The following is a 14,602-nucleotide window of genomic DNA, read 5'->3' on the forward strand; positions in this document are numbered from 1 at the left end:
GATTACTTACCCGTTGGGTTACGAGTGTCCTGACCGTCGTTCAGGTTACGCATCAGTAGCGCGTACTCAAGATCCATATCTTGTGGTACTGGAATAAATACAAAGTGACCGTTGCCTTTCGCATCGTCAATCACTTCTGACTTACGGTTTTCCATCGCTTCTAGCGTGAAGTTAACGTTACCTTTTGGCGTCATTAGCTCTAGGTTGTCACCAACCACAAACTTGTTCTTCACTTCTACTTCAGCAAGATCGCCACGGCGTTTACCAGTAAATTCACCCACAAATTGCTGTGCGTCAGACACTGAGTAGCCGTAGTCGTAGTTTTGGTATGCATCGTGAGTATGACGACGTAGGAAGCCTTCGGTGTAGCCACGGTGTGCTAGGCTTTCTAGCGTAGTCATTAGGCTCTCATCGAATGGACGACCCGCAACCGCGTCATCAATCGCTTTACGGTAAACTTGTGCGGTACGTGCACAGTAGTAGAACGACTTAGTACGACCTTCGATTTTCAGTGAGTGAACACCCATCTGAGTCAAACGCTCAACGTGTTGGATAGCACGTAAGTCTTTTGAGTTCATGATGTAAGTGCCGTGCTCGTCTTCAAATGCCGCCATTTTTTCTTCAGGGCGGTGGCTTTCAGATAGCAGCACTACTTCGTCAGTAGGCTTGCCGCGACCGATAGTCGTTTCTGGACGTTCGTCAGCTACTTCAATTGCTTGCGCTTCGTTTGGATCGAACGCTTCAACGATCTGACCAGCATCGTTTTCTTTTGCGTCTTCAACCTTGTACTCCCAACGACATGCGTTAGTGCAAGTACCTTGGTTCGGGTCACGTTTGTTGATGTAACCAGACAGTAGGCAACGACCTGAGTAAGCCATGCAAAGCGCGCCGTGAACGAATACTTCGATTTCTGTTTCAGGACACTGCTCGCGAATTTCTTCGATTTCTTCTAGAGAAAGCTCACGCGACACGATTACGCGCTCAACACCTTGAGTTGACCAGAATTTTACTGTTGCCCAGTTAACTGCGTTCGCTTGAACAGACAGGTGAATAGGCATTTCTGGGAACGCTTCGCGAACCATCATGATTAGACCAGGATCAGACATGATTAGTGCGTCTGGACCCATTTCTACTACAGGTTTAAGGTCACGAATGAAGGTTTTTAGCTTTGAGTTGTGCGGTTGGATGTTACATACCACGTAAAGCTTTTTGCCTAGGGCATGCGCTTCATCGATACCAATTTTTAGGTTCTCGTGGTTAAACTCGTTGTTACGTACACGTAAGCTGTAGCGAGGTTGACCTGCGTATACTGCATCTGCGCCGTATGCGAATGCGTAACGCATGTTTTTAAGGCTACCTGCTGGTGATAGTAGCTCAGGTACGAATACTTTATCTGTCGTCATTGCTCAATTCTCTATGTAATCTGATCTCAAGTCAGGCCAATTCCACCTGATGGAATTGGGGCGCAAATTTTACGTCAAAATGTGATATGTGACTAGGAAAAACTCGATAACTGTCAACCGTGGCGATCAAAAAAGCCTTCCGCAGAAGGCTTTTGTTTTTATTTTGATGCGAGATGACTACGCATTTGGGTTTGGTAGACCACCCAGTGCTTCGTACAGATTTGGTAAGAAGGCACCCATTTCACCGCACATTAGTGAGAAATCGGCGTCAAATCGCGCAGCTTGGTCTTCACGAGGAATGTCATCATTTTGATCTTTCAGCTCGTCAGAGAACTTCAAACGCTTGATGCTGCTATCTTCGGCAAGAATAAATTCAATGCGGTCTTGCCAGTTAAGCGCCAGTTTAGTCACCATCTTATCCGCTTCAATATGGCTGCGAATTTCATCGGCGGTTAACTCTTGCTTCTTACAACGGATCACGCCGCCTTCTTCCAGTACCGATTTAAGCTCCGCTTCATCAAGCATGGTAATGCCAGCTGGTGTATTACCGGTTTTTACCCATTCTGTCAGAGTCAGTTCGACGGCATTTTCTGGAATCGCTGGCACAACCGGCAGGCTACCCATGGTCTTACGCAGTAGAGCAAGTACGTCTTCGGCTTTTTTGTAGCTGCTCGCATCTACAAGGATAAAGCCTAGTTTTGGCATGATCAGCACGTATGTGTGGTTGCTGCGGCTAAACGCGCGTGGCAGTAGATCCATCACGATGTCATCTTTCAGGTTGTCTTTCTCTTTTTTCTTCAGAGGGCGACCTTCTTGTGCTTCCATTGCTTCAACCTTAGCGTTCAGTGACTCTTTGATCACCGATGCTGGTAGCATTTTTTCTTCTTTCTTCGCACAGATTAGGATGTGGTTTTCTGATACGTGAGTCATCATATCGCCATGGCGACCCATTGCTGAAACCCAACCAAACTTTTGCTTATCTTGGCTGCCGCAAGGGGTAAAACGAAACTCAGCCAATTGTTGCTCTAGCTGGTCTGCTTTGAAGTCGATCTCGCGGTTAACGCGATATACCAGACAGTTTTTAAACCACATACATTTTCTCTAATTGAACATTGAAGACGCCCATCTTAGGCAAATTTTCCTCGCTTGTCTGTCTGGATGTGAAAAATATGAATCGAGGCAGAAATCACTAGCGTTTATTGATTGAATTTCAACCATTCAATTGCGAATCTTGTATGAAAATTTGTTTGCAAAGGTCACAAAAGTGTCATAATTGCTAGTAATAATGCCTATGCATCGAGGCAAGCTATCCTCTTCATTTTTATTGTATTGATGAGGAAGAGTTGCTCCTATCATAGAGAAACTGAACTAAAGTAAGGTTATTTATTATGTCTAGAAGGATTCTAGTTGTTGAAGATGAAGCACCTATTCGCGAAATGCTGTGTTTCGTTCTTGAACAAAAGGGTTACCAAGCAGTAGAAGCGGAAGATTATGACACTGCGGTAACTAAACTAGCTGAACCCTTCCCAGATCTTGTATTACTGGATTGGATGCTACCGGGTGGTAGCGGTATCAACTTCATTAAGCACATGAAACGTGAAGAGCTTACCCGCAATATCCCTGTTGTTATGTTAACAGCGCGTGGCGAGGAAGAAGATAAGGTTCGTGGTCTTGAAGTGGGCGCGGATGATTACATCACTAAGCCATTCTCTCCAAAAGAGCTGGTGGCTCGCCTTAAAGCGGTGATTCGTCGTGTAACTCCGACGGCGCTAGAAGACGTGATTGATGTCCAAGGTCTTAAGCTTGATCCAGTTTCACACCGTGTCACGGCGAACGATCAACCGCTGGATATGGGACCAACCGAATTCAAGATGTTGCATTTCTTTATGACGCACCAAGAGCGTGTGTACAGCCGCGAGCAGCTATTGAATAATGTTTGGGGCACCAACGTGTACGTTGAAGACCGCACGGTCGATGTTCATATTCGTCGTCTGCGTAAAGCACTGGAAGCTGAAGGTCATGATAAATTGATCCAAACAGTGCGTGGCGCGGGCTATCGTTTCTCAACCAAGGCTTAATACCCCGTCCTATGGAGAAGTAAGTGGTTGAAAGGTTAACTTGGAAAAGGCTGGCCTGGGAGCTGGCTTTTTTTTACACCCCTTGGGTGATCGTTGGTTTAATTTTCGGATATATGCCGTGGTTGCTACTCGCTGCCACGGTTTTGCAGCTTGTGTGGCACTTACACAACCAAATGCGCCTTGCCGCTTGGTTGTGGGATGAAAAACGCCTGACACCACCTTCAGGGACTGGTAATTGGGAAGAGCTGTTTAATGGCATCTATCGTTTGCAGCAGCGCCAGCGCCGCAAACGTAAAGAGCTGACCAACCTTATTCGTCGTTTCCGCAATGGTGCTGAATCTCTGCCCGATGCCGTAGTGGTGTTTCGTAGCGAAGGTAACATTGTTTGGTGTAACAAACTGGCTCAACACTTATTGGGTTTTCGTTGGCCAGATGATTCTGGTCAGCCAATCTCAAACTTGATCCGCACCCCTGACTTTATCAAATACCTCAATAAGCAAGACTATTCAGAGCCATTAGAGATGCGCTCGCCACTCAATGTCGAACGTATGCTGGAATTGCGTATCGTGCCATACACTGAAGGTGAGCACTTGATGGTAGTGCGTGATGTGACTCAGCTAAAACAGCTTGAGGGCATGCGTCGTAACTTCTTTGCCAACGTTTCTCACGAACTTCGTACACCGATGACGGTGCTGCAAGGTTATCTTGAGATGACGGAAGACCCAGACATGTTGGTGGGTCCAATGTGGTCACGCGCGCATGGCGTGATGACAGAGCAGCTTAACCGTATGAATAGCTTAGTGAATCAGCTATTGACGCTGTCGAAGATTGAAGCGGCGCCGATGCATGAGCTAGAAGAGGTGGTGAACGTGCCTGCGATGCTCGAAGTGCTGGAGAAAGAAGCGGTCAGTCTTAGCGGCGAGCAAAACCATAAGCTTAAATTTGACGTCGACGAGCAACTTTTGGTGCTTGGCGATGATGATCAACTGCGCAGCGCCATCTCCAACCTAGTTTACAACGCGGTGAAATACACCCCAGCAGGTGCTGAAGTGAACGTACGTTGGTACCTCACAGCACAAGGTGCTTGCTTAGAGGTTGAGGATAGCGGTGAGGGCATTGAGCCACAACACATTCACCGTTTGACCGAACGTTTTTACCGCGTGGATAAAGCGCGCTCACGCGATACGGGCGGTAGCGGGCTTGGTCTTGCGATTGTAAAACATGCGTTGACCCACCATGACTCTCATCTTGATATCGAGAGTAAAGTTGGCGTTGGCAGCAAATTCTCTTTCATTCTTCCGCAGCGTTTGGTGGTGAAATAAATGAAAGCAGCTATCGCACTCGCAGTTACTGCACTTTTAACTAGTGTCACGACCAGTTCGGCAAGTGCTCAAGAGCAGTTTCGTCACTACAGCAAAGTGCCGGGCATTAGTGGCGAGTTGACCAGTGTCGGTTCGGATACGTTGGCTGGCATGACCACCTTGTGGGTTGAAGAGTTTAAACAACTCTACCCAGGCGTAAATGGACAAGTCCAAGCGTCGGGATCTTCTACAGCGCCGCCAGCACTTACCGAGCAAACGGCTCAGTTTGGTCCTATGAGCCGCCCAATGCGCAATAGCGAGATTGAAGCGTTTGAGCGCGCACACGGCTATAAACCGACTGCGTTAAGAGTGGCAATCGATGCGATTGGTATTTTTGTGCACCAAGATAACCCGGTTAAAGGGCTTAACTTTGCCGAGCTAGACAGTGTCTTCTCTGCGACGCTGCGTTGTGGCGCCGATAAACCGGTTAACACTTGGCAAGATTTGGGTTTGAACTATTCGTGGGCGCAACGCTCAATTCAAATGTTCGGGCGCAACTCAGTTTCTGGTACCTACGGTTACTTTAAGAAAAATGCCTTGTGTGGCGGCGATTTTCGCAACAATGTCAATGAGCAACCGGGCTCCGCTTCGGTCGTGCAGTCGGTCGCGTCTTCGATCAATACCATCGGTTATTCGGGCGTTGGTTATCAAGTGTCAGGGGTGAAGCGCATTCCTATCGCACGCGAGGGTTCTCAATATGTGGAGCCGACACGAGAAAACATTTTGTCAGGTAAGTACCCACTATCACGCTATTTGTATGTATACATTAACAAGCACCCAAGCAAAGTGTTGTCACCGCTTGAGCGTGAGTTTATCCGCTTTATCTATTCTGAGCAGGGACAAAGCTTAGTTGAAAAGGATGGTTACGTGGCAATTTCGCCACAGATTGCTGAGCAAGAGTTGCGTAAAGTTGGCATTGAGCTCAAGTAATTTTGCTGTTGGTGGTAAACAAAAAGGCGCGAGAAGCGCCTTTTGTCTTTCGCTAGGCAGCGATTTAGCTAAAGGTTAACTGCCACTCTACGCTATGCCAATACGCCTGTTCACTGACAAGGTCTGCGTGTAGCAGTTTGTTATTCTCCAACCAAGTATTATCTTTGCAAGTAAGTGACCACTTATCTTCAGCGTCTACACCAAGCGATATTTCAGGTAGCGGCTCATCACTGCGCTGCCCGTTGAGCACTATCGCGAGGCGCAGCACACGCACCAAGTTGATGATGTGTTTTTTCTTATACAGCGCGAACTCTTCCATTTCGCCGAGCTTGAGAGATTTGCGCTGAAAACGAGCGAGCGTGGCGAGTAAGCGCTGCTGCTCAAGGTTAAAGCCGGGCATTGTAGTATGACGAAGAATATAAGCGGAGTGGCGATGAAAGGCTTTCAAGCTGATGCTCAAACCGACCTCATGCAACAGCGCACTCCACTCCAGTAGAGCAAATAGTTCAGACTTTGCTTTGATGCCAATCTCTTTATGCACTTGTGTTAAAAAGGTACTGGCTTGCGCTTTCACTCGGGCAGCGTGATCAAGATCCACTAAGTGTTTTTGCGCTAAGTTTTCAGTGGTGCGCATACGAATATCTAAACGTTTAAAGCGCTCTTCCATTTCATACAGCAAGCCTTCACGTAGCGCACCTTCCGAAAAGTGCATTTCGCTGATCTTAAGGTCAAGGAAAATGGCGTACATGATCGCCACACCCGCAGCAAAGACGGGCTTACGTTCAATGGTTAAGCCTTCCAGCTCAATCTCGTCAATATGCTTCCACTCACACAGCTTATCAATCAGGGCATTGAGGCGTTTGGCGGTGATAATGCCATCTTCATACCCTAAGCCGATCAATACTTCGCGAATCGCTTTGGTCGTTCCGGACGAGCCAAATGCAACCGTCCAGCCCTTTTGTCGATAAGTGCGCGCGATTGACTCGAGTTTTTGTTCGGCAGCGAGAATGGCATTGGTGAAGTTTTTGTTCGACAGCTTGCCATTGGCAAAGTATTGCTTGGTAAAGCTGACACACCCCATACGTTTACTGTTAAGCAATTTAGGCTCAAAACCTTGCCCGCAGATTATTTCGGTACTACCGCCACCAATATCGACGATGAGCTTGGACTCGGTTTGTGGCTGGGTATGCGAGACGCCCTGATAGATCAAGCGCGCTTCTTCTTCTCCGGGAATAATCTCAATCGGGAAAGGCAGTACTTCACGTGCTCGTTGAATAAAGATGTGCGCATTGTTGGCTTGCCTTAATGTGTGCGTTGCGGCGATACGAACATTGCTAGGCGCAAAGCCTTGTAAGCGTTCGGCAAACATTGCCAAGCAGGCTAACCCACGTTCGATAGCGGCATTGTCGAGGTTACTTTGTCCGTCCAAGCCGTCGGCTAGACGAACCCGTTGCTTATGGCGACTGACTAGTTGCAAGTCCTGTCCCACGACTTTTGCCACTACCATATGGAAGCTGTTGGATCCCAGATCAATAGCGGCGACATCTCTTACATCAGGCGTTTGATTCATTCTTCTTCTTTGCTTGCTTCTCTACATTTTTAAGATAGTCATAAATTGCTAATTGTGAACGAACTTTTTTGCGGTTGCCGCGAGCGACATAGCTGTTGCTCATCTCTTTATCTATCCAGCGCGCTTTTACTGTATCGATAAAATGAATATTAACGATATCGATAATGCGTTGTTTAAGACGTGGGTCACGAACTGGCGCGCCGACTTCAACGCGATGGTCGATATTGCGTGTCATCCAGTCTGCCGAAGAGATATACACCTGAGGATCGCCATCATTGTGGGTGATGAGTACACGTGGATGCTCTAAGAAGCGATCGACAATACTGATGATTTTAATGTTGTCACTGACGCCTTCTACACCTGGCACCAGTGCGCACATGCCGCGAATCACCATCCGGATCTCTACCCCTGACGCGCTGGCGCCATAGAGTTTATTGATTAAGCCCTTGTCGACTAGGTTGTTTACCTTAAGCGTAATTTTCGCCTTTTTGCCTTGCTTGGCGTTGGCAATTTCCGTATCGATTAAGCGATAGAGTTGGCTGCGAGAATTGCGCGGTGAAACAATCAGTTGATTGAATTTCACCGGGCGATAAGGATTTTCAATATAGCCAAACACATTGCGCACTTCATTGGCAATTTCAGGATCGGCAGTCAGTAAAGAGAAATCGGTATAGATGCGCGCGGTTTTCTCATGGAAGTTACCCGTGCCGATATGAGCATAGCGCACAATATCGTTGTTTTCTCGGCGGTTAATAAGCAGTAGCTTGGAGTGAATTTTGAGTCCCGGTGTGCCGAAAATAACTTGGACGCCAGCCTCGGTTAGCACTTTAGCCCACTCGATATTCGCTTCTTCATCAAAACGCGCTTGCAACTCGACCACCACGGTGACTTTCTTGCCGTTGTGTACCGAATCAATTAAGGAATTCATTAAGCGAGAGTCTTTGGCAACACGATAGATATTAATCTTTATGCTCAACACCTTAGGATCAAACGACGCTTGGCGAACCAGTTCGGTAATGTGCTCAAAGGTGTGATAAGGGTAGTAGAGCAGAATATCTTGGTTTTTGATCGCATCAAAGCTATTAGCATAGCCATCAAAATCGGCGCAGCGCATGGGAGGTAGTGGCTTGTTCTCTAAATAGTCACGCCCAACATTGGGAAAGGCGATAAAGTCTTTAAAGTTGTGGTAACGCGCACCGGGGATCAAACTATCGTAATTGGAGATACCAAGCTTTTGGCACAAGAAATGGAGCATAGCTTCGGGCATATCGCGCTCGTAAACAAAGCGTACTGGCATGGCGGTTAAACGCTGGCTAACCCCCTCAGACATTTGTTCCAGCAAGCTGTATTCTACTTCACGACTTAAGTCATATTCGGCATCACGAGTCATTTTCATCGCAAAGCCGCTGATTTCATCATATTCGAAAAAGCCGCGGAACAAGTCATCAAGGCAATAGCGAATAATATTATCGAGCAGAATAATGGTTTTGCGTCGTTTGCCTTTTTGTTCTGGCACCATCACAAAGCGCGGTAGATGATCAGTTGGGATCTCGAGCAGCACGTATTGGGTGTGTTCTTGGCGTTTTAACTCGACGGCGATATAGGCGTATTCGTCCTTGAGAAACTGCAGTAAATCAATCTCTTCGGTTAATAGTACCGGCGACATATGCGGTAGAACTTGGCGACGGAAGTATTTTTGAATCCAGCCTTTTTGTGTGTCACTTAATTGATGCTCATTGACGAGGAAAATACGGCGGCGCGCCATTTCACGGATAAGTTCTTGGTAGAGATCGTCAAAACGTTCATTGAGTTTCAATGCCTTGGACTGCATTTTTGTCAGCAGGTGTTTCGAATTATCGTTCCCACCACGTTCTTGGTTGATCAAGATACGTCGTTTAACGTCAGCAAAGCGGACTTTGTAAAACTCGTCGAGGTTATTGGAGAAAATACCTAGAAAGCGAATTCGCTCAATCAAAGGGACCGATTTGTCAGCGGCTTCTTGTAACACGCGCTCATTAAACGACAACCAACTCAGCTCTTTCTCTATATATAGTTTTTCTGAACTCATCCTAAGATCCTTGCATTCCTATACCTAAGCAACCTCTAGGGATTCGTTGTAAAAAAATCGCTGCTAACGCTAGTTGATTGAAGTTACTGGGGTATAACCATAAAAAGTGTAGGTTAGGTGAAGAAAAGTAATGCATTTTTGTGACGGTTTTATTGCAAAATATGACTAGTTTGTGAACGATGCGAGATGGAAGAATGATCACTTTAGGCAAAAAGATAATTGATTATATTCAGTAATTTATTAAACGCTGTAATATAATTGTCATCAAAGCGAAATAGTATATCCTCGGGCAGAAATAGAAACTTAGCGGCTAATTTATACGCATTTAGTTTTTTATCACTCCATGATCCCATCACGGCTCTCTTAGCAAATATGCAGACAGAGAGTAGTTGGTGCTGTCGATAGTCCCCGTTGCAAGATAAAGCGGATAGGTAGCGACTCATCGCGCTAATCTATTATTAACTCGCGATTTTTCGCATAACCACAGGTATAAGGTAAGAGAATCGGACAATGACCAAAGCTGACTTTTCGCTCAAGGAAAAAGATCGCAAGCGGCTGATCAAAGATCGCCTGGTCAAATTTGCCGTCTCTGCTGGTGGGGTGGGAGTGCTAGCGGCGTTGGTACTGATCTTCGTCTATTTGGCGATGATGGTATTGCCACTCTTTTCTGATGCCAAGTTAACGCCCAATATTGCCCAGCAAACCATCACCACGCCGGAACCGCTGGCGGCGGGAATTGACGATTATGGCGAGCATGCTTTTGTTATTTCTAAGCAAGGGCAAGTCGATTTCTGGGCATTGGGTAAAGGCGAGTCTGCGCCAAAGCTTTCGGTCGACTTTGCACAAGAATTTACGCTATTTTCGGCATTATCAACCGCGGATGACTGGTTTGCTTTTGCGACCACGAGTGGACAAGTAAAACTTTTTCAGCCGAAGATGGACCACGTGATTGAAAATAATCACCGCGTGTTTGCGCCAGAAGTTGCGCAATACGATGCCCCAATCGATTTACGTTTTGCGGATGTTGCGCTGAAAAAGTTTGCATTTGCCAATGACAAACAACTGGTTTTGGCCGGCTATTACAACGATAACAAAGTGCGTATCCGTTGGCTTGATGAGCAGGGTGAAGCCTATAGCTATCAGTTTCCACAGCCATTCGGTCATCTTGATCAGTTAATTGTTACTCCGGATGGTCAGACGATTTATTTACGCCAAGGCTCAGAGTTGATTGTGGTGAAAAATCATGGCGATCACTTTGCAGTGCGAGAAATTCTCGATTTAAGCCAAGGTAAAGCTAAGCATGCGGTGACCAATATTGATTTACTCTCTGGTGCTTCTTCTTTGCTGGTCAGTCATCGCGATGGTTTGGTTTCTCAATGGTTTGACGTGCTAAAAGATAGCCAGCGCCAACTGACTTTTATTCGCGAATTTAAGCTCGCGGCAGAGCTGCAATTTCTGCTGCCGGACTCTTATCGCAAAGGGTTTTACAGCTTTTACATCAATGGCATGGTGCAAAGCCACTACACCACCAGTGAAAAACTGGTGATTTTTGAACGCGCCTACAACAAAGCTCCTCAGTTGGCTGCGATGTCCGACAACGAACAATATTTAGTCGCGTTTGCTGACGGTGCGCTGAGCGTGGCTCACTTAGACAACCCATTCCCAGAAGTGTCATTGTCGTCACTGTGGCAAAAAGTTTGGTATGAAAGTTACCCAGAGCCGGTTTATGTGTGGCAAACCACGTCCGCCAGTGATGAATTTGAAGCCAAGTTTAGTTTGGTTCCGATTGCCTTTGGTACGCTTAAAGCAGCCGCTTTTGCCATGCTGTTTGCGATACCGATAGCGGTTCTTGGCGCGATATATACCGCGTACTTTATGACGCCGCGCATGCGCCGCTTTGTTAAGCCATCGATTGAACTCATGGAAGCGCTACCGACCGTGATCATCGGCTTTTTGGCTGGGCTTTGGTTTGCGCCAATTGTTGAGACGCACTTAACGGCAGTGGTGGTACTGTTGCTGTTTTTACCCATCGCGATCATTGCCATTGGCGTGTTGTGGCATAGTTTACCAACGCGTTGGACACGCCGTTTACCCAATGGCTGGCATGCGCTGATTTTAATGCCCTGTTTAGTTGCTATTACCGCTTTGATTTTAGGGCAAAGTTACAATCTAGAGGCGTGGTTATTTGCCGGTGATGTTCGTATTTACTTGGCGGAAATCGGCATTGATTTTGACCAGCGTAACGCTTTAGTGGTGGGCTTCGCCATGGGCTTTGCGGTTATCCCAACCATTTTTACCATCGCCGAAGACGCCATTTTCTCGGTGCCTAAGCACCTTTCTGATGGCTCGCTCGCACTGGGTGCGACGCCATGGCAAACCTTGATTCATGTGGTGTTGTTAACGGCCAGCCCAGGTATTTTCTCCGCCATTATGATGGGGCTTGGACGAGCAGTGGGCGAAACCATGATTGTGTTGATGGCAACCGGTAATACGCCAATTCTTGATTGGAATATTCTCGAAGGTATGCGCACGCTATCGGCAACCATTGCTGTGGAAATGCCAGAGTCTGAAGTGGGCAGTTCACACTTCCGTATTCTGTTCTTAGCGGCGCTAATTTTGCTGGTCTTCACCTTTGCCGTGAACTCGATAGCAGAGTGGGTACGCCAACGTCTGCGTGAAAAGTACCGAGCGTTATAGATTGAATGAATAGGATTTTTGTTTGTGTTTAAGTGGCTAAAATCAGGCGCGCCTTGGATATGGTTAACGGGCGGTGCGGTAAGCATTAGTTTGCTTTCTGTGCTGGGCTTGTTGCTACTTATTGGCTGGAAAGGTCTGTCCTATTTCTGGCCTGCTCCTTTATATCAATGGACCAAAACTGATGGTGAGATCTTAGTTGGTCAGCTGTATGCGCAAGACTCGGTCTCTGTCGATTACCTGCAAGAGTTAGGCATCGCGCTACCGCCAGAGGTACTTAAGCAAGATCAAGTAGAACGACTGAATATCAAAGTTGCCAACCGCGATATCTATCCCGCTGATTTTGTTTCTATTTTGGATATTGATATCCAAAGTCGTACTCAACCGCCTGAATGGGCGGTGATTGAGCGGACACGCAGTGGTGATTTTTATGGTCGCCCGGTCGCTTATCAAGATGCGCAAGGCAAGGTACACCAAGATTTTCAAGCACGTTTGACGGAATCTCTCGAGTTTAGCCAGTTAGTCCGTGAGGAGATTAAACGCGTTATTGAAGAAGAAGTGCAGACCATCAGTGCTAAGGCGAACGATCTGCGGCTAGAAAAGCGTAAGCGCGAATTAAACGCTCAACTGGATGAAGATTACCTAGCCAAGTACAACGCGCAATCTCAGCAATTTAGCCTGCAACTGTCGCGTGCAGAAGCGAAATTGGATGATTTGCGTAGTAAGTTGGCGAAACAAGGTTTGTTGGTGGAAGATATGACCGGACAGCAAGTGTTGCTGCCGCTCAGTCAAATCCTCGACTTTTGGTACCCAAACCAAATGAGCGTGACAGAGAAAGCGTTGCAGTGGTCTAAAGAAGTGTGGAAGTTTCTTTCGACATCACCACGTGAGTCAAACTCAGAAGGTGGGGTCTTCCCGGCGATGTTTGGTACGGTATTACTGGTGCTGATCATGTCGGTGATCGTGATGCCACTTGGGGTTGTTGCTGCGATTTATATTCACGAGTACGCTAAGAACAATATCTTTACCCGCATTATTCGCGTCGCTGTTATTAACTTGGCTGGCGTACCTTCGATTGTTTATGGCGTATTTGGTTTAGGCTTTTTTGTATACACATTAGGCGCTTCAATCGATAACCTGTTTTATGCCGAGCGTCTGCCAACCCCAACCTTTGGTACCCCAGGTCTGTTGTGGTCGGCTTTAACGCTTGCGGTATTAACGTTACCAGTGGTGATTGTTGCCACCGAAGAGGGTTTAACTCGTATTCCTAACTCAGTGCGTCATGGCTCGTTAGCGCTGGGAGCAACACAATTTGAAACCATGTGGCGCATTGTATTGCCTATGGCAAGCCCAGCGATTATTACGGGCTTGATTCTGGCGGTGGCACGTGCTGCAGGTGAGGTAGCGCCATTGATGCTGGTTGGCGCAGTCAAACTAGCGTCTAGCTTGCCGGTGGATGGGCAGTTCCCTTATATCCACCTAGAGCGTAAGTTTATGCACTTGGGCTTTCATATTTATGATGTGGGTTTTCAAACCACCAATATCGAAAGCGCGCGACCTCTGGTATACGCAACTTCATTCTTGCTCGTGACAGTGATTGTCGGGTTAAACTTAACCGCAATCAGTATTCGCAATAACTTACGCGAGAAATATCGAACTTTAGGACAAGACTAAGTATGTTTTCAGTCAATCAAACATTGGGCTACCAAGCCCCATTAGATGTGAATAACCTCAGTGATGAGCAAACGGCCATCGCGATTGAAGGGCTGAATTTGTTCTATCAAAACAGCCAAGCGCTGAGCGATATTTCAATGCGTATTCCTAAAGGGCAAGTGACCGCATTTATCGGTCCATCGGGCTGTGGTAAATCGACCCTGCTGCGCTGCATAAACCGCATGAATGATCTGGTCGAAGGCTGTCGTGTCACTGGTGAAGTGAAGCTGCATGGTAAGAACGTTTACCATCCTGATGTTGACGTTGCCACTTTGCGCCGCCGTGTTGGTATGGTGTTTCAACGTCCGAACCCATTTCCTAAGTCGATTTATGAGAATGTGGTGTATGGCTTGCGCTTGCAAGGGGTGAAGAACAGTCGTGTGCTTGATGACTCAGTTGAGCGAGCACTGCGAGCGGCTGCGCTGTGGGATGAAGTAAAAGACCGTCTGCATGAGAATGCCTTTGGTTTGTCTGGCGGTCAGCAGCAGCGTTTGGTCATTGCCCGTGCGATTGCGATTGAGCCAGAGGTATTATTGTTAGATGAGCCGACTTCAGCGCTCGATCCTATTTCTACTTTAACCATCGAAGAGCTTATTAATGAGCTCAAAACCAAATATACTGTAGTTATCGTTACCCACAACATGCAGCAAGCGGCGCGCGTGAGTGATCACACCGCATTTATTCATATGGGGAGATTGATCGAGTACTCAGATACCGATTCTATTTTCACTTCCCCATTGAAAAAGCAGACAGAAGACTACATTACAGGTCGATACGGATAATCA

Annotated in this window: 10 protein-coding genes; 6 read left to right on the forward strand and 4 right to left on the reverse strand. The window is 46.9% G+C overall.

What is annotated here, in order from left to right; translation table 11 throughout:
* Nucleotides 1–2: 2 nt before the first annotated feature.
* Nucleotides 3–1,403: a prephenate-dependent tRNA uridine(34) hydroxylase TrhP gene (gene trhP / locus DPF93_RS11870; protein ID WP_114766380.1), complete on the reverse strand. Its 1,401-nt coding sequence runs from the start codon at nucleotides 1,401–1,403 to the stop codon at nucleotides 3–5.
* 177 nt (nucleotides 1,404–1,580) lie between these two features.
* Nucleotides 1,581–2,495 carry a recombination-associated protein RdgC gene (rdgC, locus tag DPF93_RS11875; RefSeq protein WP_075650391.1) on the reverse strand — a complete coding sequence of 305 codons (915 nt, stop codon included), beginning with the start codon at nucleotides 2,493–2,495 and terminating at the stop codon, nucleotides 1,581–1,583.
* Between the two features lie 296 nt (nucleotides 2,496–2,791).
* Here rdgC and phoB point away from each other — a divergent pair, with 296 nt between their 5' ends.
* From phoB to DPF93_RS11890, 3 genes are read left to right on the forward strand one after another with little or no spacing between them, the layout of a single operon-like run.
* Nucleotides 2,792–3,481 (forward strand): phosphate regulon transcriptional regulator PhoB, encoded by a 690-nt coding sequence (phoB, locus tag DPF93_RS11880; RefSeq protein WP_114766381.1) that lies wholly within the window; start codon nucleotides 2,792–2,794, stop codon nucleotides 3,479–3,481.
* A 23-nt stretch (nucleotides 3,482–3,504) separates the two neighbouring features.
* The gene (gene phoR / locus DPF93_RS11885; RefSeq protein WP_114766382.1) at nucleotides 3,505–4,803 is read left to right on the forward strand and encodes a phosphate regulon sensor histidine kinase PhoR; all 1,299 of its coding nucleotides are present in this window, start codon (nucleotides 3,505–3,507) and stop codon (nucleotides 4,801–4,803) included.
* The gene (locus tag DPF93_RS11890) at nucleotides 4,804–5,772 is read left to right on the forward strand and encodes a PstS family phosphate ABC transporter substrate-binding protein (RefSeq protein ID WP_114766383.1); all 969 of its coding nucleotides are present in this window, start codon (nucleotides 4,804–4,806) and stop codon (nucleotides 5,770–5,772) included.
* 64 nt (nucleotides 5,773–5,836) lie between these two features.
* Here the strand turns inward: DPF93_RS11890 and ppx are convergent, their stop codons facing one another.
* Both ppx and ppk1 read right to left on the reverse strand, forming a co-directional pair.
* On the reverse strand, nucleotides 5,837–7,342 hold the full coding sequence (gene ppx / locus DPF93_RS11895; protein ID WP_114766384.1) for an exopolyphosphatase: 1,506 nt from the start codon (nucleotides 7,340–7,342) through the stop codon (nucleotides 5,837–5,839).
* Entirely contained in the window at nucleotides 7,326–9,410 is a 2,085-nt protein-coding gene (gene ppk1, locus DPF93_RS11900; RefSeq protein ID WP_114766385.1) for a polyphosphate kinase 1, read from the reverse strand. Before ppk1 ends, ppx begins: the two co-directional genes overlap by 17 nt.
* Before the next feature lie 510 nt (nucleotides 9,411–9,920).
* Between ppk1 and DPF93_RS11905 the strand changes: the two genes are divergently transcribed.
* From DPF93_RS11905 to pstB, 3 genes are read left to right on the forward strand one after another with little or no spacing between them, the layout of a single operon-like run.
* Nucleotides 9,921–12,107: an ABC transporter permease subunit gene (locus tag DPF93_RS11905; protein WP_114766386.1), complete on the forward strand. Its 2,187-nt coding sequence runs from the start codon at nucleotides 9,921–9,923 to the stop codon at nucleotides 12,105–12,107.
* Between the two features lie 24 nt (nucleotides 12,108–12,131).
* Nucleotides 12,132–13,778, forward strand: a complete 1,647-nt coding sequence (pstA, locus tag DPF93_RS11910) for a phosphate ABC transporter permease PstA (RefSeq protein WP_114766387.1) — start codon at nucleotides 12,132–12,134, stop codon at nucleotides 13,776–13,778.
* Between the two features lie 2 nt (nucleotides 13,779–13,780).
* On the forward strand, nucleotides 13,781–14,599 hold the full coding sequence (gene pstB / locus DPF93_RS11915) for a phosphate ABC transporter ATP-binding protein PstB (RefSeq protein ID WP_114766388.1): 819 nt from the start codon (nucleotides 13,781–13,783) through the stop codon (nucleotides 14,597–14,599).
* Nucleotides 14,600–14,602 lie beyond the last annotated feature (3 nt).

Source organism: Vibrio rhodolitus (genome assembly GCF_003350325.1).
Lineage (GTDB): Bacteria > Pseudomonadota > Gammaproteobacteria > Enterobacterales > Vibrionaceae > Vibrio > Vibrio rhodolitus.

Bases quoted from the DNA above. Each gene is read 5' to 3' on its own strand.
- trhP (WP_114766380.1), bottom strand. From the start codon at position 1,403: ATGACGACAGATAAAGTATTCGTACCTGAGCTACTATCACCAGCAGGT.
- rdgC (WP_075650391.1), bottom strand. From the start codon at position 2,495: ATGTGGTTTAAAAACTGTCTGGTATATCGCGTTAACCGCGAGATCGAC.
- ppx (WP_114766384.1), bottom strand. From the start codon at position 7,342: ATGAATCAAACGCCTGATGTAAGAGATGTCGCCGCTATTGATCTGGGA.
- pstB (WP_114766388.1), top strand. From the start codon at position 13,781: ATGTTTTCAGTCAATCAAACATTGGGCTACCAAGCCCCATTAGATGTG.
- phoB (WP_114766381.1), top strand. From the start codon at position 2,792: ATGTCTAGAAGGATTCTAGTTGTTGAAGATGAAGCACCTATTCGCGAA.
- DPF93_RS11890 (WP_114766383.1), top strand. From the start codon at position 4,804: ATGAAAGCAGCTATCGCACTCGCAGTTACTGCACTTTTAACTAGTGTC.
- ppk1 (WP_114766385.1), bottom strand. From the start codon at position 9,410: ATGAGTTCAGAAAAACTATATATAGAGAAAGAGCTGAGTTGGTTGTCG.
- DPF93_RS11905 (WP_114766386.1), top strand. From the start codon at position 9,921: ATGACCAAAGCTGACTTTTCGCTCAAGGAAAAAGATCGCAAGCGGCTG.